The sequence below is a fragment of the Nocardioides sp. zg-1228 genome, from assembly GCF_017086465.1.
Lineage (GTDB): Bacteria > Actinomycetota > Actinomycetes > Propionibacteriales > Nocardioidaceae > Nocardioides.
Map to the genome: position 1 here is coordinate 3,149,919 of NZ_CP070961.1, position 22,922 is coordinate 3,172,840.

25 protein-coding genes are annotated in these 22,922 nt (G+C 72.3%); 5 read left to right on the forward strand and 20 right to left on the reverse strand.

The window, feature by feature from the left end; genetic code table 11:
* Positions 1-33: 33 nt before the first annotated feature.
* The 5 genes from JX575_RS15145 to JX575_RS15165 form a co-directional block, all read right to left on the reverse strand.
* Positions 34-1,071 (reverse strand): serine hydrolase domain-containing protein, encoded by a 1,038-nt coding sequence (locus tag JX575_RS15145; RefSeq protein ID WP_186340501.1) that lies wholly within the window; start codon positions 1,069-1,071, stop codon positions 34-36.
* On the reverse strand, positions 1,068-1,298 hold the full coding sequence (locus JX575_RS15150) for a hypothetical protein (RefSeq protein ID WP_186340500.1): 231 nt from the start codon (positions 1,296-1,298) through the stop codon (positions 1,068-1,070). The genes JX575_RS15145 and JX575_RS15150 overlap by 4 nt, the downstream gene beginning before the upstream one ends.
* A 284-nt stretch (positions 1,299-1,582) precedes the next feature.
* Positions 1,583-1,885, reverse strand: coding sequence for a hypothetical protein (locus tag JX575_RS15155; RefSeq protein ID WP_186340499.1), 303 nt, complete (start codon positions 1,883-1,885; stop codon positions 1,583-1,585).
* 74 nt (positions 1,886-1,959) lie between these two features.
* On the reverse strand, positions 1,960-2,142 hold the full coding sequence (locus JX575_RS15160; RefSeq protein ID WP_186340498.1) for a hypothetical protein: 183 nt from the start codon (positions 2,140-2,142) through the stop codon (positions 1,960-1,962).
* 471 nt (positions 2,143-2,613) lie between these two features.
* Complete coding sequence (locus JX575_RS15165) at positions 2,614-2,880, reverse strand: hypothetical protein (RefSeq protein ID WP_186340497.1); 267 nt, start codon at positions 2,878-2,880, stop codon at positions 2,614-2,616.
* A 145-nt stretch (positions 2,881-3,025) separates the two neighbouring features.
* On the opposite strand from JX575_RS15165, the gene JX575_RS15170 reads away from it, so the two are divergent.
* On the forward strand, positions 3,026-3,358 hold the full coding sequence (locus tag JX575_RS15170; protein ID WP_186340496.1) for a hypothetical protein: 333 nt from the start codon (positions 3,026-3,028) through the stop codon (positions 3,356-3,358).
* Positions 3,359-3,555: 197 nt separating this feature from the next.
* Here JX575_RS15170 and JX575_RS15175 read toward each other — a convergent pair whose 3' ends face one another.
* The 3 genes from JX575_RS15175 to JX575_RS15185 all read right to left on the reverse strand — a co-directional run bounded on the left by JX575_RS15175 (position 3,556) and on the right by JX575_RS15185 (position 6,860).
* Positions 3,556-4,293, reverse strand: a complete 738-nt coding sequence (locus tag JX575_RS15175) for a lytic transglycosylase domain-containing protein (protein WP_186340495.1) — start codon at positions 4,291-4,293, stop codon at positions 3,556-3,558.
* Between the two features lie 244 nt (positions 4,294-4,537).
* The gene (locus JX575_RS15180) at positions 4,538-5,863 is read right to left on the reverse strand and encodes a PhoH family protein (protein ID WP_186340494.1); all 1,326 of its coding nucleotides are present in this window, start codon (positions 5,861-5,863) and stop codon (positions 4,538-4,540) included.
* Between the two features lie 217 nt (positions 5,864-6,080).
* The gene (locus tag JX575_RS15185) at positions 6,081-6,860 is read right to left on the reverse strand and encodes an isoprenyl transferase (protein ID WP_186340493.1); all 780 of its coding nucleotides are present in this window, start codon (positions 6,858-6,860) and stop codon (positions 6,081-6,083) included.
* 80 nt (positions 6,861-6,940) lie between these two features.
* Between JX575_RS15185 and JX575_RS15190 the strand changes: the two genes are divergently transcribed.
* A complete protein-coding gene (locus tag JX575_RS15190) occupies positions 6,941-7,681 on the forward strand; it encodes a hemolysin III family protein (RefSeq protein WP_206054414.1) in 741 nt (246 codons plus the stop codon).
* 30 nt (positions 7,682-7,711) lie between these two features.
* Here JX575_RS15190 and JX575_RS15195 read toward each other — a convergent pair whose 3' ends face one another.
* The 8 genes from JX575_RS15195 to JX575_RS15230 are packed head-to-tail and all read right to left on the reverse strand — an operon-like array spanning position 7,712 to position 17,186.
* Entirely contained in the window at positions 7,712-8,635 is a 924-nt protein-coding gene (locus tag JX575_RS15195) for a DUF1353 domain-containing protein (RefSeq protein ID WP_186340492.1), read from the reverse strand.
* A 32-nt stretch (positions 8,636-8,667) separates the two neighbouring features.
* Positions 8,668-9,939, reverse strand: coding sequence for an FAD-binding protein (locus tag JX575_RS15200; protein WP_186340491.1), 1,272 nt, complete (start codon positions 9,937-9,939; stop codon positions 8,668-8,670).
* Entirely contained in the window at positions 9,936-10,607 is a 672-nt protein-coding gene (locus JX575_RS15205) for a polysaccharide deacetylase family protein (protein WP_186340490.1), read from the reverse strand. Before JX575_RS15205 ends, JX575_RS15200 begins: the two co-directional genes overlap by 4 nt.
* On the reverse strand, positions 10,604-12,958 hold the full coding sequence (locus JX575_RS15210) for a glycoside hydrolase family 3 N-terminal domain-containing protein (RefSeq protein ID WP_241005193.1): 2,355 nt from the start codon (positions 12,956-12,958) through the stop codon (positions 10,604-10,606). Before JX575_RS15210 ends, JX575_RS15205 begins: the two co-directional genes overlap by 4 nt.
* Complete coding sequence (locus JX575_RS15215; protein WP_186340489.1) at positions 12,955-13,983, reverse strand: LacI family DNA-binding transcriptional regulator; 1,029 nt, start codon at positions 13,981-13,983, stop codon at positions 12,955-12,957. The genes JX575_RS15210 and JX575_RS15215 overlap by 4 nt, the downstream gene beginning before the upstream one ends.
* A gap of 14 nt (positions 13,984-13,997) precedes the next feature.
* Entirely contained in the window at positions 13,998-14,882 is an 885-nt protein-coding gene (locus tag JX575_RS15220; RefSeq protein WP_241005194.1) for a carbohydrate ABC transporter permease, read from the reverse strand.
* A 5-nt stretch (positions 14,883-14,887) separates the two neighbouring features.
* On the reverse strand, positions 14,888-15,880 hold the full coding sequence (locus tag JX575_RS15225; protein ID WP_206054415.1) for a sugar ABC transporter permease: 993 nt from the start codon (positions 15,878-15,880) through the stop codon (positions 14,888-14,890).
* A 25-nt stretch (positions 15,881-15,905) separates the two neighbouring features.
* Entirely contained in the window at positions 15,906-17,186 is a 1,281-nt protein-coding gene (locus tag JX575_RS15230) for an extracellular solute-binding protein (protein ID WP_186340487.1), read from the reverse strand.
* Between the two features lie 160 nt (positions 17,187-17,346).
* Between JX575_RS15230 and JX575_RS15235 the strand changes: the two genes are divergently transcribed.
* Positions 17,347-18,336 (forward strand): YihY/virulence factor BrkB family protein, encoded by a 990-nt coding sequence (locus JX575_RS15235; protein ID WP_186340486.1) that lies wholly within the window; start codon positions 17,347-17,349, stop codon positions 18,334-18,336.
* A gap of 22 nt (positions 18,337-18,358) precedes the next feature.
* Here JX575_RS15235 and JX575_RS15240 read toward each other — a convergent pair whose 3' ends face one another.
* From JX575_RS15240 to JX575_RS15255, 4 genes are read right to left on the reverse strand one after another with little or no spacing between them, the layout of a single operon-like run.
* A complete protein-coding gene (locus JX575_RS15240; protein WP_186340485.1) occupies positions 18,359-19,030 on the reverse strand; it encodes an HAD family phosphatase in 672 nt (223 codons plus the stop codon).
* Positions 19,027-19,509 carry a PTS glucose transporter subunit IIA gene (locus JX575_RS15245; protein WP_186340484.1) on the reverse strand — a complete coding sequence of 161 codons (483 nt, stop codon included), beginning with the start codon at positions 19,507-19,509 and terminating at the stop codon, positions 19,027-19,029. Before JX575_RS15245 ends, JX575_RS15240 begins: the two co-directional genes overlap by 4 nt.
* Positions 19,506-19,739 carry a PTS glucose/sucrose transporter subunit IIB gene (locus JX575_RS15250; RefSeq protein ID WP_186340483.1) on the reverse strand — a complete coding sequence of 78 codons (234 nt, stop codon included), beginning with the start codon at positions 19,737-19,739 and terminating at the stop codon, positions 19,506-19,508. Before JX575_RS15250 ends, JX575_RS15245 begins: the two co-directional genes overlap by 4 nt.
* 29 nt (positions 19,740-19,768) lie before the next feature.
* Complete coding sequence (locus JX575_RS15255) at positions 19,769-20,809, reverse strand: SIS domain-containing protein (RefSeq protein WP_241005195.1); 1,041 nt, start codon at positions 20,807-20,809, stop codon at positions 19,769-19,771.
* Between the two features lie 95 nt (positions 20,810-20,904).
* Between JX575_RS15255 and JX575_RS15260 the strand changes: the two genes are divergently transcribed.
* Positions 20,905-21,672 (forward strand): GntR family transcriptional regulator, encoded by a 768-nt coding sequence (locus JX575_RS15260; protein WP_186340482.1) that lies wholly within the window; start codon positions 20,905-20,907, stop codon positions 21,670-21,672.
* Positions 21,672-22,922 carry a PTS transporter subunit EIIC gene (locus JX575_RS15265; protein ID WP_186340481.1) on the forward strand — a complete coding sequence of 417 codons (1,251 nt, stop codon included), beginning with the start codon at positions 21,672-21,674 and terminating at the stop codon, positions 22,920-22,922. The genes JX575_RS15260 and JX575_RS15265 overlap by 1 nt, the downstream gene beginning before the upstream one ends.

Sequence of the window (22,922 nt, forward strand, 5' to 3'; positions counted from 1 at the left end):
TCGGTGTGACGTTGACCATCTGGGCCCGGTCGATCAGGCGACGGCGGCGACCGGGACGGTGTTGGGGCCTGGCCCGGAGTCGATGATCTGTTTGAGCAGATTAAGGCCGGGACGGTCCACGGATCGGTTGTTGGCGTTGAGGATGACGACCGCGGCGTGGTGTTCAGGAGCGATGGCCAGCAGGCTGCGGTAGCCGCCGGTGCCGCCGTTGTGGAACATGACTCGATGCTCGCTGCGGGGCGGGGTGGCTGCGATCCAGCCGGGATGGATCGCAGCTCTCGCGTTGATGCGGTGGGAAGTGGCCCGGTTGAGAGCGATGGCTTCCGCGAGCTCGTCAGGTGCTGAACCGAGGTGAGCACGCGCGAACTTGAGCAGATCGGGCACAGTGGAGTGCAGACCACCGGCGCCGGCGAGGGCGCCAAGGTGCCAAGGTGGGCGTGGGCGTCCCAGGCGGGAGTGGCCGGTTGCCAGTCGGGCCGTCCCTTCGGCGTCGAGCACCACGCGGGTATCGCTCATGCCCAGGGGCCGGCAGATCTCGCCCTGAATGAGGGTGTCGTAGTCGGTACCGATGTGGCGTGCCAGAACAAGTCCCAGTAAGCCGGCACCGAGGTTGGAGTAGTGAACGCGGACACCGGGCACCGATCGCAAACGGGTGCGCCGCAGTCCGTCCATCAGGAACTCGCCGGTGCATCCGGCGTAGGGATCTGATCGGAAGAGCCCCCGCGCCAGGAGTCCTTTGGGCAGGCCTGGAAGGCCAGAAGTGTGGGAGGCCAGGTGCCCCAGCCTGATGACCTCGCCGCCGCGTTCTGGGGCCGTGATGTCGCGCGGCAGAAGGTCGTTCAGCGGTTGGTCAAGTTCCACGACACCGCGCACGACGAGCCGGGCCAACGCAAGGGCGGTGAACGTCTTGGTGACGGAACCGATCTCGAACTGCGTGCCGGGATCTGCGCCGTGCACTGCCGACTGCCCGTGGTGTAACGCCCCCACCATGACGACCCCCCGCTGTGTGGCGCCGAGGCGTTCCGCTGATCGTCCCGCCAGATCATCGAGGAGCGAGTTCGTCACCGTCATGCCTCCGTCCGCCCGAACAGGCGTCGGCCGCCGTACTTCTTGTGAACGGCCTGCTTCGTCACACCGAGCGCTTCAGCGATCTGCGTCCACGTGGTCCCTGACACCCGAGCGCGGTGCACCAGGACTTCCTCCTGTCCCTCCAGTCGGCGGCGCAGCGCGGTTGTATCGCGCAGGGCTTGGAGCGGATCAGCGTTCTCGGTGATGCGGGCAAGATCGACCTCTGTCATGCGGTCAACCGTAGTTGACTTCTCCCGTGATAGTCAACTCATGTTGACGCAACAGACGCCAACTCAGGGCAGCGGTCATGCGTCGAACTCTAGGTCGGCAAGCCGTTCTACGACGCGAGCGCAGCCCCGACGGGATCGTGCCGAGCTCTTGGCGCGTCGAACGCGCCCCACTGCACCTGGGGACGCGAACGCTGGCGGCCACCCCGCTCGCCCGGCGCCCTCATCTCGGCAGATCCGCACGCTCATCGCGGCAGATCCGGGCGTCTGGGCAAGTGATGTAGTGACTACGCGCCGCCCTCAGCATCTTCGTCGTCGGTCATCTCGAACGATCGGAGGGCATCGGGATCGTAGTCATCACTTGCCTGCAGCCCCAGGGCGGCGAGTGCCTCCGACGAGGGCAGTACATCGTCAAAGATCCCGACCGGGTGGCTCGGTTCCTCAGGCGTCCACAGCACCCCGTCGAGACGCCCGGCGCGCATTAGTTCCTCCACTGTGGCCCGGGCGAGACCGGTGCTTCGGCAGAAGTCCTCGATCCGCAACATGCCGCGACCACTGATAAGCGGCTTGGGACCTGAGGGCTCATCCATGGACGCAGCATGGCACCGTCAACCGCTCATCGGCAGATCCGCGCATGTCAGCGGCAGACCCCGGACGTTCTCCGTCAGCCGAGGTCTTCGTAAGAGTCAGGGTCATCGAAGCGGTTGGGCTCACGTTCGCGATGAGGCCCGTCGTAGGGCCGGTGCCCGACGAGCCAGTCGTAGCCCTTCCACTCGATGGGTTCGATGCGCGGCTTCAAGGTTGCCCACGCAGAAGTGCAATCGACCACCGAAAAGAACGACTCCACGGCGCCACAGAACGCCCGGAAGCATGTCAGGCAAGCGGCTACGCGTGACCCATCTCGGAGTCAGGCGGTGACCGTTGTCAGTCCGCACTACTCCCCGCCAACCCATGGTCACATTCTGGCGCATCGGCGTCAGGACATCGGTGTGGGCTCAGGCGGCATGAGCGGACGTTCGACGAAGCCAGTCGGGGTCGTCCGTGGACTTGGGCCGCCGCAGGAACTCAGCGCGTACGCCCGGTCTCAGCTGCCACCAACCGGCGACCAAGAAGGCAACCGCCAGGAAGAGGAGTGCCAGCCGGTGAAGGAGCGAGTGCCAGCCATCGCTCAGCAGTCCCGTCGTCATGAGACCCGAGACGGCTGCGCCCGGGGACTTCACGCGCAGCAGGTCAACGGTGACCACGCGACTGCAACAGCGGCCTGGGAGACGGACTCATCGACGTGAGCGGACGCACGGGTCGCGGCAGATGCGGGTGCCTACTCGTAGCCAGTGGCCGCGCGGACCATCTCGGCGAACAGACGCCCTGAGGGTGCCTCTTGGTCGTAGTCCACATCGGTCTCCACCGGAGCGGTTGAGAAGGCGGTCAACGCATCCAGAAGGCGTTCGACGGTCGAGTTCTCCCACTCGACGCGTCCCGCATCGACATAGTCGCGGAGCACCTCCTCCACGAACCATCCGAACTCGTCGCGCGTCGTCACAACGGACGGGTCGGCGATCGTGTCGCGCCCTGTCTCGTGTGCCATGGCCGCAGACTGTCATGCCCGACGCCGCGAGAACGCGTCCTCACATCGGCATGAGCCGCCCCCGGCCAGGGCACGTCAGGACGTCGAGTGCAGCCGCCGGCCGTGAGGTGCTCGTGCCGGCCGGCGTCTTGGGGTACGGGACCGGATGGCTGAACGTCACTGGACCCGCCTCGGCATCGTCGCGATCGCCGGTCACGTCTGCTACGAGCTCGTGGCGGGCGTCGCGGTGCCGCTGGCGCCACATGTCGGCGTACGAGCGGCTGCCGGGACGTTCGCGCTCTCCGCCGCTGCCGCGTACGTGCCCGCCGGTCGGCTCGTGAGCCCGCGCGGTGACCGTACGTACGCGATCGCGAACGGCTTCTTCCTCGCAGCGGTCGTCGGGCACTACAGCAGCTGGCCTCGCAGGTGGCGCGCCGGCCTGCCGTGGTCGACCGAGCACGAAGGGCTCGAGGGGCCGGTCGTCGGCCCTACAACGTGATCCTCCAGGCGCCGGCTGTCGCCGGGGTCGCGGGACTCTGGAGAACCGCAGCAAGTGGCGGTGGGGCGCTGTGACGGCACTCGCGGTGGCGCCCGTGCTGCGGTGGGCCACGCCTCGCGAGTACGCCAGGCTGCGGCAGCAGGCAGCAGAGCACCCCGGATGGTGGAACCGGCGGCTGGAGTCAATCGAACGGGGGATCAGTACCAGCCGTTGGCCTGCTTGAAGCTCCACGCGCTGCAGGGGGTGCCGTAGGTGTCGCGGATGTAGTCGAGCCCCCAGCGGATCTGCGCCTCGGCGGAGGTCATGTAGTCGTCGGGCAGGTCGTGCAGCTGCGTGAGGGCCTGCGGGATGCCGTAGGCCGAGGACGTCGGGTTGTCGGCGTCGACGCGCCAGTTGGACTCGCTGACGTAGAGCGAGTCCAGGCACGAGAACTGGTCGGCGGAGAAGCCGTAGGCCGGCAGCAGGGCGCGGGCGATGTCGCGCGGGTCGCCGTCGGACAGCTTCTCCGAGCGCGTCACCGCCGCACCACCGGACATCTCGAGCGCGGTGGCCTTGACGCGGTCGGTGCGGCGGGCCGCGCGCGAGACGACGGCCCGCGAGGAGCGCCGCTCGAGCTCACCGGCGCTCGACTCGGTGTCGGCGACCGTCTCGGCACCGTCGGTGGTGCCGCCAGCGGTGGTGGTGCCAGCAGCCGTGCCGGCGGTCGTGCCGGTGGCACCGGACGCGCCGGCCGTCGAGCTCGCCGGGTCGGCAGCGATCGGAGAGGGCACGCGCGGCTCATCGAGCGCGAGACCGCCGGTGACGCTCATGCCGGTCACGGCGACGGCCAGGCCGGTCAGCGCCACGCTGGTGCGCAGGGGTCGACGCGGGGCGCGCACGGACTTGTGCCGGCCGGGCGCGCGGTGCTTCGGGACGTGCTTGTCGGACTTCGACACGGGGGCTCACGGGGTAGACGACGGGGTGCCACGCCCCGGTGGAGCCGGGCGTGGAGCGACCGCGCGGACCCGGGCCGAACGGCCCAGGTCACGAAGCGGTCACGAGCCACCATGCAGGAGCCTCAGGAGCCGTGCAAACCAAACGCCACATCCGGTGCTGTCCCTTTCGTCACATGAGATACGCCTGACCTCAGGGGTCACACCAGCACCGGCACGCCGGTGTCTTCTCCGCCACAGCGCGAGGTCAGAGGGTGACGTCCTCCAGCATCTCGGTGACCAGGGCGGCGATGGGCGAACGCTCCGATCGGGTCAGCGTGACGTGGGCGAACAGCGGGTGGCCCTTGAGCTTCTCCACGACCGCCACGATGCCGTCGTGGCGCCCCACCCGCAGGTTGTCGCGCTGGGCCACGTCGTGGGTGAGCACGACCTTGGAGTTGGCGCCGATGCGCGAGAGCACGGTGAGCAGCACGTTGCGCTCGAGCGACTGGGCCTCGTCGACGATGACGAAGGCGTCGTGGAGCGAACGGCCGCGGATGTGGGTCAGCGGGAGCACCTCGAGCATCCCGCGGTCCATCACCTCGTCGACGACCTCGCGCGAGACCAGCGCGCCGAGGGTGTCGAAGACGGCCTGCGCCCAGGGCGACATCTTCTCCCCCTCCGAGCCCGGCAGGTAGCCGAGCTCCTGGCCGCCGACGGCGAACAGCGGCCGGAAGACGACGACCTTGGTGTGCTGGCGACGCTCCATCACGGCCTCGAGGCCCGCGCACAGCGCCATCGCGGACTTGCCCGTGCCGGCGCGCCCGCCGAGGGAGACGATGCCGACCTCGGGGTCGAGCAGCATCTCCAGCGCCACCCGCTGCTCGGCCGAACGCCCGTGGATCCCGAAGGCGTCGCGGTCGCCGCGCACGAGGTGCACGCGCTTGTCCGCACCGACGCGGCCCAGCGCCGTGCCGCGCTCGGAGAGCAGGACGAGGCCGTTGTGGCAGGGCAGGTCGCGCGCCTCGGCGAGGTCGATCACCCCGTCCTCGTAGAGCTCGTCGAGGTCGCCCGCGGGCACCTCGAGCTCGGCCATGCCGGTGTAGCCGGTGTCGGAGCTGCTGACGGCCTCGGCGCGGTACTCCTCGGCGTCGAGCCCGACGGCCGAGGCCTTGATCCGCAGCGGGAGGTCCTTGCTGACCAGGGTGACCCGGTGCCCCTCGTCGGCGAGGTTGCGCGCGACGGCGAGGATGCGGGTGTCGTTGTCGCCGAGCCTGAACCCGGACGGCAGCGAGTCGGCGTCGGTGTGGTTGAGCTCGACGCGGAGCGTGCCGCCCTCGGTGCCGACGGGCACCGGCTGGTCGAGGCGCCCGTTGACGATGCGCAGCTCGTCGAGGGCCCGCAGCGCGGAGCGGGCGAAGAACCCCAGCTCCGGGTGGTGGCGCTTGCCCTCCAGCTCGGTGATGACGACCACTGGCAGCACCACCTCGTGCTCAGCGAAGCGCTTGGTCGCGGCCGGGTCGGCGAGAAGGACGCTCGTGTCCAGGACGTAGGTGCGGCGGGTGGTGCTGGGTGAGGTCTTGCTGCTGGCCACGACTAACCCCTTGCTGCGGGTCGGCGCGCGCACTCCTCGCCCGGCCCGATGTCATTCAACGGACCGGAGAGCTCCCCTCTGAGTGCCCACGGTGTGCCTCCCGGTACAGCAGGCTTCCCCACCTGCCGATATCGCGAAAGTACGCTTGGTCACACCGCGATCCGGTTCGACACGCCCGAACGCGAGGTCACGACGAGGCAACGGCCGGGGGCCGCGGTCAGCCGCCGAAGCGGCGCTCGCGGGCGGCGTACGCGCGGATCGCGCGCAGGAAGTCGACCCGGCGGAAGTCGGGCCAGAGCGCCTCGCAGAAGTAGAACTCCGAGTTGGCCGACTGCCAGAGCAGGAAGCCGCCGAGGCGCTGCTCGCCCGAGGTGCGGATCACCAGGTCGGGGTCGGGCTGGCCCTTGGTGTAGAGGTGCTCGGCGATGTGCTCGACGTCGATGCTGTCGGCCAGCTCCTCGAGCGAGGTGCCCTTCGTGGCGTGGTCGGAGAGCAGCGCGCGGACCGCGTCGGCGATCTCGCGGCGCCCGCCGTAGCCCACGGCGACGTTGACCAGCAGCCCGTCGATGTCGCGGGTCGCCTCCTCCGCCGCCTTGAGCTTCGCGGCTGTCTCGGGCGGCAGCAGGTCGAGGGCACCGACCGGGTGGATCCGCCAACGGCGTGCCTCGGCCAGCGACTCGACCGCGCCCTCGATGATCGTGAGCAGGCCGGTGAGCTGCTCGGCGGGACGGTTGGTGAGGTTGTCGCTCGAGAGCAGCCAGAGCGTGACCACCTTCACCCCGACCTCCTCGCACCAGACCAGGAGGGGACGGATGTTGTCGGCGCCGGCCTGGTAGCCCTCGGCCGTGTCGAGACCGACCGCCTTGGCCCATCGCCGGTTGCCGTCGAGCATCACGCCGACGTGCTGCGGGATCTGGTCGTGGGGCAGGCGCTTCACCACCCGGGACTCGTAGGCCGGGTAGAGCACCCGTCGCACGACGTCCTTCACGTTGATCACGAACCGATCGTAACGCCGGGTGTGCCGGCACTTGTCGTCGACGACTGCGCGCCTCTCGCCCTACGGGGTAGTTTTTCCGTATGGACCACCCCGCCATGACCCCCCGCGACCGCGTCGAGCACGCCGTGGACCGTGCCGGCGAGGTGATGGCCGACAAGATGGCCGAGATCAAGCCGCGCCTGCGCGGCTGGCTGCACGCCGCGACCGCTCCGATCGCCGGCGCCGCCGGCATCGTGCTCGTGGCGATGTCTCCGACCGCCTCGACCCGCATCGGATCGGCGGCGTTCGCCCTGTCCGCCCTCCTCGTCTTCACCGTCTCCGCGATCTACCACCGCGGCACCTGGTCGCCGCGCACGTGGGCCTTCCTGCGGCGCTTCGACCACGCCAACATCTTCGTGCTCATCGCCGGCACCTACACGCCCTACGCGCTGCTGTTCCTCGACGGCACCGCCCGCACGACACTGCTCGTCGTGGTGTGGTGCGCGGCCGTGGCCGGCGTGGTGTTCCGCGTGTTCTGGACCGACGCGCCCCGCTGGCTCTACACGCCGATGTACATCGCGCTCGGCTGGGCCGCGGTCTTCTTCATCCCCCAGTTCATGGAGGGCGCCGACCGGTTCAGCAGCGGCGTCGCGGTCGCGACGCTCGTGCTGGTGGCCGTCGGCGGCGTCCTCTACACGCTGGGCGGCCTGGTCTACGGCCTCAAGCGGCCCAACCCCTCGCCGCACTGGTTCGGGTTCCACGAGGTGTTCCACTCGTTCACCGTCCTGGCGTTCGCCGCGCACTACATCGGTGTGGCGCTCGCCACCTACTCGCTGCGCTGAGCGCGACCCAGGCCGAGTCCCGGGTCGTGCTCAGCCGAGGTTGAGCAGCGCGAACAGCACCAGCGCGGCGCCGGTGACGGCCCCCGCCAGGGCCCAGGCCGCCACCGGCGAGCGGCGCGCCAGCCACTCCGCCGTCTGGTAGGTCGCCGCGATGGCGGCCAGGGCGACGGTGACGTGGAGCAGCACCGCCAGCATCACCCCGGCGATCGCGCCCGCCGTCCGCAGCCGTCCCCAGAGCAGGCTCAGCGCCAGCGGCAGCACCACGGCCCCGGCGAAACCGCCCGCGAGCTCGACCCACCACGGCCGCTCCCCCATCCACGGCAGGTCGACCGCGCCCCACCACGAGCGGTCGAGCAGGTCGCTCGTGGCGCTGTAGCCGAGGGAGACGATGACGGCGATCGTGAGGGCGGCGGCCACCCGGTAGGACCAGTGCCGAGCCGTCGACCAGGGCACCGCGCGGCCCATGAAGACGGTGGCCACGGTCACCGCCGACCACACGATCCAGCGCCGGACGACGCCCGTGCCGGTGTCGGCCATCGCGTCGCGGAAGACCCGGTCGGCCTCGACCCGGTCGACCACGTGGCCCTCCGTTGAGACGTAGGACGTCGGGTCGTCGCGACCCGCCACGAGGGCGTCGTGGAGCAGCGCGGCCGGCAGGTGGGCGCCCGTCTTGGGCACCAGCCAGGTGAAGAGGGCGGGCACGGACGTCAGGTCGGTGCGGAAGTCGGGGCGCGCCGGCACGAGCAGCTCGCCGAGGTGGCGGTCGCGGTAGGCCAGGCGTCGCGCCAGCGCGAACGTCTCGACCCCCTCGTCGGAGTGGCGCTCGAGCACGATGCGGGGGTCGGAGCCCGGATCGGGCGGCTCGCCGGGCCCGGTCGGCGTCGGCAGGGTGCCGCCGTCGTAGAACCTGCGCGGCTGCACCGCGACCTGTCCCCAGCGCTCCCGAGTGCCCATGGCCCCAGTGTGGCGCTGCCGACCGACAGGCGTCAGGGGTCGAGCAGGTCGTTGCGGAACGCTCCGGCGGGGTCGAGGCGCGCACGCAGCGCCTCGAACCCAGCGCGGTCGTAGGCGCCGCCGGGGTCGCGCAGCGCCGGGGTGGCCGTGATCTTGCCCCAGTGGGCGCGCGGCTCCCACGGCGCGAGCGCGTCCTCCACCGCACGCAGTGCGGGGCGCACCAGCGCCGCGTCGGGACGCCACGTGAAGTGCGCGGCGACCGTGTCGCGGCCACGGAACGGGCTCAGCCACAGGTCGTCGGCGGCGATCGAGCGGATCTCGTGGACGAGGAGGGCCGGGGCGACCAGCGGGGCGATGGCCGTCATCGTCGGCAGCAGGTGGGGTGCAGCGGCCCTCGGCAGGAAGAGCTCGCTCTGCAGCTCCTCCCCCACGCTCGGCAGGTGCGCGGCCCGGAAGTGCGGCAGCCGCTCGTGCCACGGACCGGGCACGCCCTGCTGCGGCGACGTCGCGAGCGGGTCGACCCCCGGCACCGGGTGCAGCTCACGGTCGGCCGGGGCGCGCGAGGCCAGGCACGGCGCGAGCGCGCGAGGGCTGTCGAGGCGCTCCTTGACCCACACCGAGGTGACCCGCTCCGGGTCGGACAGGTCGGTGAACACGCTGACGCTGTCGCCGCTGGCCAGCACGGCCGGCAGCTGCTCGGCCACCTCGGCTGCGGGAAGGTCGGCCCAGACCCGCTGACGGACGTCGTAGGTGGGCTCGGTCCGCAGCCACAGCCGGGTCACCACGCCGAGCGCGCCGAGCGAGACCACGGCCCCGCGCAGGTCGGGGTCGTCGGCCCCGATGCGGACGAGCTCGCCGGCGGACGTGACCAGCTCGAGCGCGGTGACCGCGGTCGCCAGGGAGCCGTTGTCGTCGCCGGACCCGTGGGTGCTGGTGGCGCAGGCGCCGGCCACGCTGATGTGGGGCAGCGACCCCATGGTGTGGAGCGCGCGGCCCGCGGCGTGCAGCACCGGCGCGACCTCGGCGTAGGTCGCCGCCGCCGGCACCACCGCGACCGGCCCGTCGGGGCCGTCCTCGACCTCCACCGGCAGCCCGAGGTCGCGGGCGCTGACGTGGAGTCCGTCGGTGTCGGCGACCGTCGAGAACGAGTGGCGCGAGCCCAGGGCACGCACCCGCATCCCATCGGCCGCGGCCGCCGCGACCACCTCCTGCAGCTCGGAGGTGCTGCCGGGCGCGACCAGCTCGCGGGCGCGGTAGGTGACGTTGCCCGCCCAGTTGATGCGGGCGGGGTCGGAGGTGGTCACGGGTGCTCCTCGGCGCCGCCACGCGGCAGGGTGAAGTGGAATCCGTCGGCGACCTTCTCGGCGACGACGAGGGCGACGGCGTCGACGGTCGTGGCCCGGTCGCCACCGCCGTCGTGGGCCAGGACGACGGCGCCCGGGGCGATCGCGGCGCGCAGGTGGTCCGCCAGGGTGGCCACGCTGCGATCGTCGCAGTCGTCCCAGTCGTGGATGACGTTGCCCAGCCCGAGCGGCTGCATCCCGAGCGACGCAGCCACCTGCCCGGTGCGGCCGAACGAGCCGTTGGGCGCGCGATACCAGGGCACCGCCGCGTCCGGGTCGCCCAGCGCCTCACGGATGATGCGGAGGGTGGCCAGCAGCACGGCGGCGGCCTCCTCCTCGGTGGCCGACCCGAGGTCGGCGTAGTCGAGCGAGTGGTTGCCCAGCGCGTGTCCCTCGGCCACGATGCGGCGCAGCAGCTCGGCCCCTCCGGGGGCACGAACGCGCTGCCCGACGACACAGAAGGTGGCCGTGACGCCCAGCTCGGCGAGCACGTCGAGCAGGCGGCCGGTCTGGCGGGGGTCCGGGCCGTCGTCAAAGGTCAGCGCGGCCACCCGGCCGGTGCCCCGCGCCGCCTCGATCGGGACGGCCGTCGGCGCGGTGGCCCCGCCCGGCACGAAGCCGTCGCTCACGGTGCCTCGTCGACCTCGTCGACCTCGACGACCTCGGGCTCGAGCACGCGGTCGGGACCGACCGTCCGCTCGGAGCCGACCAGGCTCAGCGCCAGGACCGCCTCGTGGTCGGCGCTGGAGCGACCGACCCGCAGCTCGACCGCTCCGGGCTCGACGAGCCGGACGTGGTCACGGCCGGTGAACGACGTGAGGTCGGCGTGCAGCCGCAGGTCGAGTCGGCGACGTGCGCCGGGTGCCAGGTCGACCCGGACCGCCGCCACCAGGCGCTGGACCGGGCGCACCACGGAGGCGGCGCAGTCGTGGAGGTAGACCTGCACGACCTCCGAGACCTCGCGGTCGGTCTCGTTGGCCAGCTCGACGCGCACCTCGGCCACGCCGTCGGTGGGCCAGGTCGGCCCCGACAGCAGCTCCACGCCGCGCCAGGTCGCCCGCGCGTAGGCGAGGCCGTGCCCGAAGGGGAACAGGGGCGTCGGGTCGAGGGTGGTGACCTCGGTGCGGTGCGCGAGGGGCGAGCCGAGGTAGGTCGACGGCTGGACGGAGCCGGCGCCGGGGAAGCTCACGGGCAGCCGCCCGGACGGGTTGGTGCGGCCCGAGAGCACCTCGGCGACCGCCGTCGCGCCCTCCTCGCCCAGGAAGAACCCGCACACGACGCCGGCGAGCCGGTCGGCATACGCGCTGAGGTCGTAGGGCCGCCCGACGAGCAGGACGGCGACGACGGGCGTGCCGGTCTCCAGCAGCCGGCCCAGCAGCTCCTCCTGCCGCCCGGGCAGGTGCAGGTCGGCCGCGTCGCAGCCCTCGCCCGAGGTGCCGTTGCCGAAGAGCCCGGCCCGGTCGCCGAGCACCGCGACGCACACGTCGGCGTCGCGCGCCGCGGCCACCGCCGCCTCGAGGGCGGCCTCGGGGTCGTCCGGCTCGTCGTCGACGAGGCGCGCCACCCCCACCGCGCAGCCGCGCACGTGCACGACGTCGTAGGACCCGGCGAGCACGTCGCGCAGGGTCGGGATCGCAAGGCCCACCTCGGTGCCCGGGTGGTGGGCCAGCACGTGCATCGGGAAGGAGTAGCAGCCCAGCATCGCCTCGCCGGTGTCGGCGTTGGGCCCGACCAGCGCGACCCGGGTGCCCTCGGCGAGCGGGAGCGTGCCGTCGTTGGCCAGCAGCACGACAGAGCGCCGCGCCATGTCGCGCGCGAGAGCGCGGGCCTCCGGGGGGTCGAGGTCGACCGGACGCGCCGGGGCCGGCTCCCAGTCGGCGTCGAGGAGCCCGAGCTCGCACTTCTGCCGCAGCACGCGCCGCAGGGCGCGGTCGACGACCTTCTCGTCGACGCGGCCGTCGGCGAGCGCCTCCAGCAGCGGGGCGCCGTAGGCGTCGACCGTCGGCAGCTCGACGTCGATGCCGGCGTCCAGCGCGAGGCCGGCCGCCTCTCCGAGGTCGGCGGCCATCCGGTGCAGGGTGTGCAGGAACGCCACGGAGAAGTAGTCGGCGGCCAGCGTGCCCTCGAAGCCGAGCTGGTCGCGCAGCAGCGTGGTGAGCAGGGCCGGGTCGGCGGCCGACGGGATGCCGTCGATGTCGGTGTAGGCGTTCATCACCGAGCGGGCGCCCGCGCGCAGGGCCATCTCGAACGGCGGCAGCATCACGTCGTGGAGCTCGCGGGTGCCCATGCCGACGGGGGCGAGGTTGCGCCCGCCGCGGGACGCGGAGTAGCCGAGGAAGTGCTTGAGGGTGGCCACCACGCCGGCGGACTGCACGCCGCGCACGTAGGCCGAGGCCATCGTCCCGACGAGGTAGGGGTCCTCCCCCATCGTCTCCTCGACGCGGCCCCAACGGAGGTCGCGGGTGACGTCGAGCACCGGCGCCAGGCCCTGGTGGATGCCCAGCCGCGCCATCAGCGTGCCGATCTGCGCCCCCATCCGCTCGACGAGGTCGGGGTCGAACGCCGCCGCCCAGCTGAGCGGCGTCGGGTAGATCGTGGCGCCCCAGGCGTTGAGCCCGGTCAGGCACTCCTCGTGCACCTGCGCCGGGATGGCGAAGCGGTTGGCCGCCCGCACCTGGTCCTGCCGCTCGGCGAGCGTGCGGAGCCCGTGCTCGACCTCGACGGGCGCGGTCCCGAACGGCCGGGTCAGCTGGCCGAGGCCGTCGGCGACGATGTCCTCCCACGCCAGGTCGGGCCCCGACTCGTGCAGCATCGGCGCCATCTCGCCGGCGTCGGCGGCGAGGAGCCACACCCCGGAGAGCTGGGCGACCTTCTCGGCGGGCGTCATCCGGGCCACCAGGTCGTCGACCCGGTCGTCGATGCCCACGGTCGGGTCGCGCCATGGCTCGTGCGGGTCGGTCGGGGAGAGCGGGGCGGTCACGGGGCGACACCTCCGAGGGCTCGGGTGGAACGCCGCAGCACCAGCTCGGTGCCCAGCGTGTGGTGGACGTCTGCGGGCTCGCGGCCCTCGATCAGCCCGAGGAGCATGGAGACGGCGTCGCGTCCCATCTCGCGGATGGGCTGGGCGACCGTGGTCAGCGGCGGCTCCGACAGCGCCGACTCGGGGATGTTGTCGAAGCCCACGAGCGACAGGTCGCCGGGCACGTCGATGCCGAGCTCGCGGGCGACGTCGAGCACCGCGAGGGCCATCTGGTCGTTGGCGGCGAAGACCGCCGTGGGCCGGTCGCTGCGCCCGAGCAGCTGGTGCGCGACCTCGCGGGCCACGTCGGTCTCGAACGCGCCGCGCACGACCAGCGACTCGTCGACCGGGACGCCTGCCTCGCCGAGCGCGTCGCGGAAGCCCTGCTCGCGCAGCTGTGCCGAGACCAGGTCGGCGCGGCCCGTGACCATGCCGATGCGGGTGTGCCCGAGCTCGAGGAGGTGGCGTACGCCCGCGCTGGCGCCCTGCAGGTTGTGGGCGGTCACCGTCGGGATGGTGGTGCTGCCGGTGTGCGGGTCGATGGCGACGACGGGCCCGTCGGCGTCGACGTCGGTGACCGTCGGCGTCACCAGCACCGCCCCGTCGACCAGGGTGCCCATCAGCCGGGAGAGGTAGCGACGCTCCCACCCGACGTGCTCGTCGACCCGACCACCGGCGGAGTAGGCGACGAGCTCGAAGCCGGAGCCCCGGATGGCGTCGGCCGCTCCCTTGAGGACCTCGGTGCTGAAGGGCTCGAAGTCGGCGACCAGCACGCCGACCACGTGGGTGCGCTGGTTGCGCAGGCTGCGCGCGACGAGGCTGGTCTCGTAGCCGAGCCGCTCGATCACGCCGCTCACGTGGGCGGCGGTCACCGCGGAGATGCCGTAGCGGCCGTTGATCACCTTCGACACGGTCGAGACCGACACCCCGGCCTCGGCGGCGACCTGCTGCATGGTCACCCGGCGGGCGGTCCGCTGCCCGGTCATCTCCACCATCCTCATCAGCCCTTCACCGCACCCTGCAGCCCGTTGACGATCCGACCCTGGAGGGCCAGGAAGAGTATGAGTGCGGGCAGGGTCGCCACGGTCGTGAACGCGAGCACGCCGGCCGTGTCGGCGGAGTACTGGGTGGAGTAGTCGGCGACGCCGAGCGGGAGCGTACGCATCTCGCCCTGCAGCAGGAGCAGCGGCAGCAGGTAGGAGTTCCAGGACCCGACGAAGGCCAGCACGCCGACGGTGACCAGGGCGGGCAGGCTGAGCGGCAGCGCGATCCGCCAGAACACGCCGACCCGTGAGGCGCCGTCGATCAGGGCCGCCTCCTCGAGCTCGCGCGGCAGCGCCATCAGGAAGGGGCGCAGGATCACGACGGTCACCGGAAGCGCGAACGCCGCCTGCGGCAGGGCCACGCCCCACCAGGTGTTGGACAGCTGGAGGTCGCGGCTGATCAGGATCGAGAGCGGGATGATCGCGGTGGCGAGGGGGAAGAGCAGGCCGAGCACGAACACCATGAACAGCGGCTCGCGCAGCCGGAACTCGTAGCGCGCCAGCGGGTAGGCCGCCATCACTCCCGCCCCGACCGCGACGAGGGTGGTCAGGGCCGCCACCACCAGCGAGTTGGTGGCGTAGCGCCAGAAGTCGGGGTTGGTGAGCACCGCGGTGTAGTTGTCGAGGCGCCACGGGCTCGGCAGCCCGGCGGGGTCGCTGGCGATCTGCTCGTTGGACCGGAAGCCGTTGAGCGCGCCGTAGACGACCGGGCCGACGCTCACCGCCACGACGGCGAGCGCGATCACGTAGACGGCGGGGTTGGCGCGGCCGATGGACCGGGGAGCCGCCCGGGGGGCAGCAGCACGAGGGGCAGCACGAGGGGCTGCGCTGGGAGACGTCACGGTGCTCACCTCAGGTCTCGGGTGTCGCGCCGCAGCACGAGACGCTGGTAGAGCGCGGCCATGGCCACGCCGATGACGAAGAGGACGACGGAGGCGGCCCCGGCGATGCCGTAGTTGCCGCGCTGGGTGCCCTGGGTGACGAGGTAGGTCGCCATGGTCGTGGTGGCGTTGGCCGGGCCGCCGCCGGTCAGCACCCAGACCATGTCGAAGAGCTGGAGGGAGCCGATCATCGACAGGAAGCACCAGGTGCGGATGGTCGGGCCGAGCAGCGGAACGACCACGCGCCACTGGGTCTGCCACCACGACGCGCCGTCGAGCTGCGCCGCCTCGTAGACCTCCTCCGGCACCGACTGGAGCCCGGCGAGGAGGAGCAGGATCGCCAGCCCGAGGTACTTCCACGTGAGCACGGCCATGACGGCCCACAACGCCAGCCCCGGGGTGCCGAGGAAGCCCTGCTCCGGCGGGACGACGCCGACCCCGCCGAGCAGTCCGTCGACGACCCCGGTGTCGGGGATCATCAGCTGGAACCAGATGACGCCGGCGATGACCTCGGCGACGACGTAGGGGACGAAGATGAGCGTGCGCACCACCCCGCGCCCTCGCATCCGCCGGTTGAGCAGCAGCGCGACGCCGAGGCCCAGCGGCAGCTGGATGGCGATGCTGAGCACGACGATCACCAGGTTGTGGGTCACCGCCTGGGTGAACACGTCGTCGGTCAGCACCCGGCGGTAGTTGGCCAGGCCGACGAAGTCGTCCATCGGCCCGAACCCGCGCCACCGGTAGAGCGACATGCGCACCGCCGAGAGCACCGGCCACGCGACGAACAGGCCGAGCAGCACCAGGGCGGGCAGGACGAAGACCACGATCTCCAGCCGCTGGCGCGCGGTGGGTCGGGTCCCGCCCCGGGGGCGGGCCGACCGCACCATCTCGGCCCGATCCCCCGGGGCGGGGTCGCCGGTCCCCAGATCGGGGGCGGCGGTCAGTGGAGGCAGGGTCACGGAATCTTCCTGGCCGGCTTCCCGCTCAGCCCTGGTCGTCGGCGGCCTGCTGCATGGCGTCGACGACGTCCTGCGGCGTGGCCTTTCCGGCGAACATGAGCGCGATCGCGTCGTTCATCGCACCGCCCACGGACTCGCCGAACGCCGTGTCGAAGTAGAGCTGGACGTAGGGCGCGCTGTCGCGGACCTCGATCAGGTCCGCGAGGACCGGGTCGCTGACCGCGTCGGTCGCGGAGGGCACCGTCGGCAGGCCCATGTCGTTCTCGGCGAACTCACGCTGCACGTCCTCGCTGAGCAGGTGGGTGACCAGGTCGACGGCCGTGTCGGGCGCCCCCTCCGCGACGGCCCACGCGTCACCGCCGCCGAGGGCCGCGGCCGGGTCGCCGGCACCACCCTCGACCGCGGGGAACGGGAACCAGCCGGTCCGGTCGCCGAGCCCCTCGCCGCTGTCGGTGAGGCCCTGCATGACGCCGGGCTCCCAGTGGCCCTGCATCTCGCTGGCGACCTTGCCGGTGGCGAGCAGGCCGGACGCCGAGTTGGCCCCCTCCTGCGCCGGCGTCGCCAGGAAGCCCTTGTTGAACGGCTCGGTGGCGACGATGTCCTCGACCACCTCGCCGGCCTCGACGAAGCAGGGGTCGGAGAAGTCGAGGTCGGCGACCGCCTGGGTCAGGACGTCCTCGCTGCAGGTGCGCACGGCTGCGTAGTACCAGTAGTGGGCGGCCGGCCACTTGTCGCCGGCGCCGAGGGAGAGGGGCGTCATGCCGGCGGCCTTGAGGTCGTCATTGGCCTGCTCCCACTCCGCCATGGTGGTGGGCGGCGTGACGCCGGCCTCCTTGAACTGCTCGGTGTCGTACCAGACGCCGACCACGCCGAGGGAGAAGGGAAGCGCGTAGGTGCGGCCGTCGACCTGCCACCCGGCGACCGAGCCGCCGATGGCCTCGATCTCCTCGGCGGCGTCCTCGGTCAGGTCACGGGTCAGGCCCGCGTCGACGTGGGCGGCGAGCTCCCCGCCGCCGCGCTCCATGTAGACGTCGGGGAGGTCGCCGCTCTGGAAGGCGGCGGCGAGCTTGTCGACCATGTCCTCGTGGGCCATCGCCGTGACCTCGACGGTGACGCCCGGGTTGTCGTCCTCGAAGTCGGACGCGACCTTCTCGTAGAAGCCCTTGCCCGGCTCGTTGTTGGAGTTGTGCCACCACGTGATGGTGTTGTCGTCCCCGTCTGCGGTGCTGTCGTCGGCGCCGCAGGCCGTCAGGGTGGTCCCGGCGCACAGCAGGGCCAGCGCTGCGACTCGTGTCTGCTTCCGCATCTCGATCGATCCTCTCCGACCCCGCCGCCTATGACGTGGATCACACCCGAGCAGCGTGCCCGAGGCGCGTCCGTGGTGTCAATCGTTGTCGATAACGATTTCTTCGACCTGTTCCGGGCCGACAGGGCCGCCCCGCGGGTGGCCACCTAGGGTGCGGCGCATGACCACCGCGCGCACCGTGCCCGTCACCACGGAGATGGACGGTGACGAGCTCGACGCCCTCGACGCGTGGCACCTCGCGCGCGAGCACGGGCTGCGCCGGATCGCGGTGGAGTCGTTCGTGCGGTTCCGCTACGGCGACGGGTTCACCAACTCCCGGGCCCTCGCGCTGCAGGCGTGCCTCGCCGTCGTTCCCTTCCTGCTGGCCCTGACCGGCCTGGCCGCCGACCTCGACGAGGAGCGGCCCGCTGCGGTCGTGGCCCACGTCGTCGACTCGATCTCCCCCGGCGCCGGCGAGGGCGACGCGCTCGCCTCGGCGGTGGACGGGTCGGACGCCTCCGAGCTGGCCGGCGAGATCGCGCTGTTCCTCGGCCTGGGGTTCGCGCTCGTGTCGATGACCACGGCGATGGCCCAGGTCGAGCGCGGCGCCAACCGCATCTACGGCATCCGGCGCGACCGCCCGGCGCTCGCCAAGTACGGCCGCGCGGCGGTGCTGACGGCCGTGCTCGCCGCACCGGTCGGCATCGGCTTCGTGATGCTCGTCGGCGGTGGCGCCTTCGGCGACGCGATGGCCGACAGCTACGGCTGGTCCGATCGCACGGTCGACTGGTGGAACGTGCTGCGCTGGCCGGTCGGCATCGCACTGCTCGTGGTCGCGATCGCCGTGCTCCTCGACCACGCGCCGCGCCGCCGGCAGCCGGGCCTCACCTGGCTCGCGCTGGGGTCGGGCATCGCGGTCGTGCTGAGCGCGGTCGCCACGGCCGGGCTGGCGGCGTACGTCTCGCTGAGCGGGTCCTTCGGCAGCGTCTACGGCCCGCTCGCCGGCGTCTTCGCCCTGCTGCTGTGGGCGCTGCTGTCGTCGGTCGCGTTCTTCTACGGCACGGCCGTCTGCGCGCAGCTCGAGGCGCTGCGCGCGGGAGAGGTCGCGCCCGCCCTCGACGACCCGGGCCGCCCGCACGCGCGGACCGTGGGCGACCGGGGCGACCGCTGAACCGCGGCCGGGCGCGGGTGCCTCAGCCGCGGGCGACGAGCCCCAGCAGTGGACGCAGGTCGTCGTGCACCTCGGTGGCGCCCGCATCCTCGAGCCGGGCCGCGAGGTGGGTGGTCGCGACGCCCACCACGCGGCGTACGCCGGCGCCGCGCGCCGCGCGCACCCCGGCCGGCGAGTCCTCGGCTGCGAGGGCGTGGGCCGGATCGATGTGGAGCCGCTCGCAGGCCAGGGCGTAGCCGGCCGGGTGCGGCTTGCCGTCGGCGACGTCGCGGGAGGTGACGACGACGTCGACGCTGTCGAGGTCCAGCGCCATCGCGCGCAGCGAGCGCTCGACCCAGTCCGGACCGGCCGAGGTGACGATCGCCAGCGGCACACCGGTGGCGCGGGCGCCCAGGAGCAGGTCGCGGGCACCGAGCACCGGCGTGGGCGGCTCGTCCGGCACGAACGGCACCACCTCCCGGGCCAGCGCCACGGGGTCGTGCCCCGACCAGGGACCGGGCTCGACGGCGAAGACGTCCTCGGCGCGCCGCCCCGTGAACATGGCCAGGTCGGGCAGCTCCCAGCCGCGGTGGGCGAACCACGCCTCGTACGACGCCCGGTGCAGCGACTCGGAGTCGACGAGGGTCCCGTCGAGGTCGAGCAGGAAGCCCGAGAGGGCGGAGCCGGTCGTGGAGCCGGTCGTGGAGCCGGTCATGGAGCCACGAAGAGGAGGTCGCCCGCCGCGACCGAGGTGCCGATCGCCTCACTGGTGACCGAGCCCTTCGCCGCGTCCATCAGGACGACCGGCACGACCGGCGAGACGTCCTGCCCTCCCGCGCTGGCGGGGAGCGACGAGGGGTCCCAGGCGATCATCGGGTCGCCCGCGGCCACCTCGCTCCCCTGCGCGGCGAGGACGTCGAAGCCCTCGCCCTCGAGACGGACGGTGTTGATGCCGAGGTGCACCAGCACGCCGACGCCGTCGCCGAGCACGACGAACGCGTGCGGGAGCACCTTCACGGCGGTCCCGGCGATCGGCGAGACGACCGTCGTGGGTCCGCCGTCGGGCTCGATGGCCGGCTCGATGGCGATCCCGGGGCCGACCATCTCCTCGGCGAACACCGCGTCGGGCACCTCGGCGATCGCGACCACCCGCCCCGGACAGGGGGCCAGCACCTGCACGGACCCACCGCTCACATCAGGTCCTCGATGTCGTCGGCGAGGTTGTCGGCCTCGGGCCCGACGACGACCTGGACGACGGTGCCGCTGGCCATCACACCGTGGGCTCCGGCGGCCTTGAGGGCGGGCTGGTCGACGAGCGACCCGTCCTTGACCTCGGTGCGGAGCCGGGTGATGCACGCCTCGATCTCGACGACGTTGTCGGCGCCGCCGAGGCCGGCCAGGATCTTCTCTGCCTTGCTGCTCATGTGGATGTCCTTCGGTGGGTGGGTCGGGGTCAGCGGTCGGTCCGGGTGAGCTTGCGGAGTCCGCGGGGATTGTCGGGGTCGAGGCCGAGCCGGCGGGCCGTCTGCTCGACCATCATCTGCGCCGGGACGATGGACGCGATCGGCTCGAGCGTCTCGGGCAGGTCGGGCCCGGCGAGGTGCAGGTCGCACAGGTCGGCGAACGTCGGCGTCCCGCCGATGCCCAGGACACGCGCGCCCCGCTCGCGGAGATCGCGGACGAGGTCGGCCATCGGCTCGGCCAGCGGGCCGCTCGCCGAGCCCACCAGCACGGCCAGCAGCCCCTCCCGCACCACCGAGATGGGACCGTGGCGCAGGTCGGCGTAGGAGTAGCCCCGCACCGGCCGCAGGCAGGTCTCCTCCATCTTCAACGCCGTCTCCAGGGCGGTGCCCAGCAGGAGCCCGCGACCGGAGACGACGACCTGCTCGGCGGCGGCGAGAGCCTCGGCGGCCGCGGCCACGTCGGACTCGAGCAGCCGGGCCACCGCTGCGGGGACGTGGGCCAGGCCGTCGGCCAGCGCGTGGTCCGGTGCGAGGGCGTCGGCCAGCAGGGCGAGCGCCACGAGCTGGGTCAGGTAGGTCTTGGTGGCGGGCACCGCCGTCTCGGGGCCGGCGCGGGTGACCAGGCTGAGGTCGGCGGCGTCGGCGAGCGGTGACCCGTCGACGTTGGTGATGGCGACGGTCGCGGCCCCGCACGACCGGGCCCAGTCCTGGGTCTCGACGATCTCGGCGGTGGCGCCCGACTGCGAGACCGAGACGACCAGGCAGTCCGAGAGGTCGAGCCGCGAGCGGTAGTGGGTGGCCACGCTGGGGGCCGCCAGCGCCGCCGGCACCGCGGCGGCGACCTCGAGGAGGTAGCGGCCGTAGATCGCGGCGTTGTCGCTGGACCCGCGCGCGACGAGGAGCACGCGGCGCCTGTCCTCCGCGAGCTCGCGCAGGCGGGGCTGGAGCGGCACGAGGTGCTCGAGGGTGCGCGCCGCAGCCGCCGGCTGCTCGGCGATCTCGGCGGCCATGCGCGTCGGTGCTGTGCTCATGAGCGGTCCTTGACAACGGGGGCGCCGGGACCCATCCTCCCAACTGGTACGGACCAGACCGTACCAATGCAGGCGCCCGGCGTCGAGAGGTGGAGATGGCCCGCAGGATCGACGACGGCCCCCGGCCCAAGCACGCCCAGCTGAGCGACGTGCTGGCCGACCTGGCGACCCGCGAGCTCGGCCCTGACACGGCCATCCCGTCCGAGCGCGAGCTGATGGCGACGTACGACGTCTCGCGGGCGACCGTCCGCAGGGCGATCGAGAGCCTGGTGGCCGGCGGGCTGCTCCGCCGGATCCAGGGCAAGGGCACCTTCGTCGCCGCGCCGCGCGTGGAGAGCCACCTCCACCTGGCGTCGTTCTCCGAGGACATGCGCCGTCGCGGGCTGGTGCCCTCGACGCGCCTGATGCTCGTCGACGAGGAGCGGCCGCCCGGTGACGTGGTGGGCTCACTGCAGCTGGGTGAGAGGGGCACGGCATGGCGCATCGACCGCGTGCGCCTGGCCGACGGGCGCCCGATGGCGATCGAGCAGGGGTGGTATCCCACCGACCTCCTGCCCGGCCTCGACACCGCCGACCTCACCGGCTCGCTCTACACCCTCTTCGCCGAGCGCTACGGCCTCGTCATCGACAACGCGGAGCAGACCGTGTGGGGCGAGAGCGCCGAGGGGGCCACCGCGCGTCGCCTCGAGGCCCCCGTCCACACCCCGCTCCTGGTCTTCCGTCGCGTCTCCAGCGCCGCCGGGCGCCCCGTCGAGCACGTCGTCTCGCGCTACCGCGGAGACCACTACCAGGTCCACATGAGCCTCCGCGCGGATCCACGCGCGAGCAGCACCGACAGCACCACGAGAAGGGAACGATCCTGATGACCACCCAGGAAGCCGCGTCGAGCGGCACCACGTCGGACAAGCGCAGGTGGAACCTCGCGCCGGTCCAGAGGTTCGGGCGCAGCCTGATGCTCCCGATCGCCGCCCTCCCCGTGGCAGCCCTGCTGCTCCGGCTGGGGCAGCCCGACCTGCTCGGGGCCGACGGCCTGGGCTGGGACAACGTCGCCGCGGTCATCGGAGCCGCCGGCAACGCCCTGTTCGCCAACCTGCCGCTGCTCTTCGCCGTCGGCATCGCGATCGGCATGGCCCGCAAGTCCGACGGCTCGACGGCGCTCGCGGCGGTCGTCGGCTACCTCGTCTTCAAGGGCGTCGGCGACGCGATGTCGCCGGTCATCCTCGAGGGCGACGAGCTGATCAACTACGGGGTGCTGGGCGGCATCGTCTCCGGCCTCGTCAGCGCGTGGCTGTGGCAGCGCTACCACCGGATCACCCTGCCGCCCTACCTCGCGTTCTTCGGCGGGCGCCGCTTCGTGCCGATCATCACCGCGTTCGCGATGCTGGTCGTCTCGGTCCTGATGAGCTTCGTCTACCCCGCCTTCGACGCCGGCATCACCGGCCTCGGCGAGTGGGTGACCGACAACGCCGTGCTCGGCGGGTTCGTCTACGGCACCCTCAACCGGCTGCTCATCCCGCTCGGCCTGCACCACATCCTCAACAACCCGCCGTGGTTCATCTTCGGCGAGTACTCCGCCAACGGCGAGGTCTACCACGGTGACATCGCGCGCTTCCTCGCCGGCGACCCCACCGCCGGTGCGTTCATGACCGGCTTCTTCCCGATCATGATGTTCGCCCTCCCGGCCGCCGCGCTGGCGATCTGGCACGAGGCGCGCCCGGAGAACAAGAAGCTCGTCGGCGGCATCATGCTGTCCGCCGCGCTGACCGCGTTCCTCACCGGCGTCACGGAGCCGCTCGAGTTCGCGTTCATGTTCGTCGCGTTCCCGCTCTACGTCATCCACGCCCTCCTCACGGGCACGTCGATGGCTCTCGTGAACGCCCTCGGGATCAAGGACGGCTTCGGCTTCTCGGCCGGCCTGTTCGACTACGTGCTCAACTTCAACATCGCGACCAGGCCACTGCTGATCATCCCGATCGGTCTGGCCTACGCGGCCGTCTACTACTTCGGCTTCCGCTTCGTCATCCGCAAGTGGAACCTCAAGACGCCGGGGCGCGAGGACGACACGGACCCCGCCAGCGGCGGGTCGATCCTCGTGCAGGACAACAAGGCCTGA

Bases quoted from the DNA above. Each gene is read 5' to 3' on its own strand.
- JX575_RS15145 (WP_186340501.1), bottom strand. From the start codon at position 1,071: ATGACGGTGACGAACTCGCTCCTCGATGATCTGGCGGGACGATCAGCG.
- JX575_RS15150 (WP_186340500.1), bottom strand. From the start codon at position 1,298: ATGACAGAGGTCGATCTTGCCCGCATCACCGAGAACGCTGATCCGCTC.
- JX575_RS15155 (WP_186340499.1), bottom strand. From the start codon at position 1,885: ATGGATGAGCCCTCAGGTCCCAAGCCGCTTATCAGTGGTCGCGGCATG.
- JX575_RS15165 (WP_186340497.1), bottom strand. From the start codon at position 2,880: ATGGCACACGAGACAGGGCGCGACACGATCGCCGACCCGTCCGTTGTG.
- JX575_RS15170 (WP_186340496.1), top strand. From the start codon at position 3,026: ATGGCTGAACGTCACTGGACCCGCCTCGGCATCGTCGCGATCGCCGGT.
- JX575_RS15190 (WP_206054414.1), top strand. From the start codon at position 6,941: ATGGACCACCCCGCCATGACCCCCCGCGACCGCGTCGAGCACGCCGTG.
- JX575_RS15195 (WP_186340492.1), bottom strand. From the start codon at position 8,635: ATGGGCACTCGGGAGCGCTGGGGACAGGTCGCGGTGCAGCCGCGCAGG.
- JX575_RS15215 (WP_186340489.1), bottom strand. From the start codon at position 13,983: ATGACCGGGCAGCGGACCGCCCGCCGGGTGACCATGCAGCAGGTCGCC.
- JX575_RS15230 (WP_186340487.1), bottom strand. From the start codon at position 17,186: ATGCGGAAGCAGACACGAGTCGCAGCGCTGGCCCTGCTGTGCGCCGGG.
- JX575_RS15235 (WP_186340486.1), top strand. From the start codon at position 17,347: ATGACCACCGCGCGCACCGTGCCCGTCACCACGGAGATGGACGGTGAC.
- JX575_RS15240 (WP_186340485.1), bottom strand. From the start codon at position 19,030: ATGACCGGCTCCACGACCGGCTCCACGACCGGCTCCGCCCTCTCGGGC.
- JX575_RS15250 (WP_186340483.1), bottom strand. From the start codon at position 19,739: ATGAGCAGCAAGGCAGAGAAGATCCTGGCCGGCCTCGGCGGCGCCGAC.
- JX575_RS15255 (WP_241005195.1), bottom strand. From the start codon at position 20,809: ATGAGCACAGCACCGACGCGCATGGCCGCCGAGATCGCCGAGCAGCCG.
- JX575_RS15260 (WP_186340482.1), top strand. From the start codon at position 20,905: ATGGCCCGCAGGATCGACGACGGCCCCCGGCCCAAGCACGCCCAGCTG.
- JX575_RS15265 (WP_186340481.1), top strand. From the start codon at position 21,672: ATGACCACCCAGGAAGCCGCGTCGAGCGGCACCACGTCGGACAAGCGC.